Below are 628 nucleotides of genomic sequence, written 5' to 3' on the forward strand. Positions count from 1 at the left end.
GCGGCGGCGATCGCCCGGTTGGGGTCGTCGTAGCGGCGCGACGAGGTGACGAGAGCCTTCGCGACCTCACTCGGCTGAGGTTCGAGTAACCGCGGCCCGTTCCCCCCGTCCGCGTAGAGCCGAATGACGTCGGGGGACCTGATGAGCAGATTCGGAACATACGCCGACGATCCGAGCACCGTCATGAGGCGTTCCGCCACCGACGGCTCGTCCCGCAACACCCGCAAGAACCACGCGGTGTCGTACAGGGCATCGGAAAGCCGACGGTATGCGAGAAGCCCGGCGTCGGGATCGACTGTGTCACCGAGGAATTCGAGCAGTTGCGGCAACAGCAACGCTTGGATCCGCGCCTTTCTGGACGCGCCGCCCGAAAGGGCGGTCAGATGCTCGAGAGCGTGTTGCGGTGCGCCGTAGCCGAGTGCGGCGAGCTGCCGGGTCGCGGCGTCCGGCGACAGCCGGACCGCGTCCTTCTCGATGCGGGTCACCGATTCGAGCAGAGGCCGGTAGAACAGCCGTGCGTGCAGCTTGCGTACGCGGGCCGAGTTGCGCTTGATCTCCGACTCGAGAACGCCGAGCGCATCGTGCCGGCCGTCCGGCCGCATGTGCGCGGCCCGGGCGAGCCATCGCA

The 628-nt window shown here is 68.2% G+C and carries 1 pseudogene; it reads right to left on the reverse strand.

Annotated features, from left to right (window positions below):
• Window positions 1-628 (reverse strand): annotated as a pseudogene (locus Q8814_RS26405) (bifunctional [glutamine synthetase] adenylyltransferase/[glutamine synthetase]-adenylyl-L-tyrosine phosphorylase); the annotation flags it as partial.

It is taken from the genome of Rhodococcus chondri (assembly GCF_036327435.1).
Lineage (GTDB): Bacteria > Actinomycetota > Actinomycetes > Mycobacteriales > Mycobacteriaceae > Rhodococcus > Rhodococcus chondri.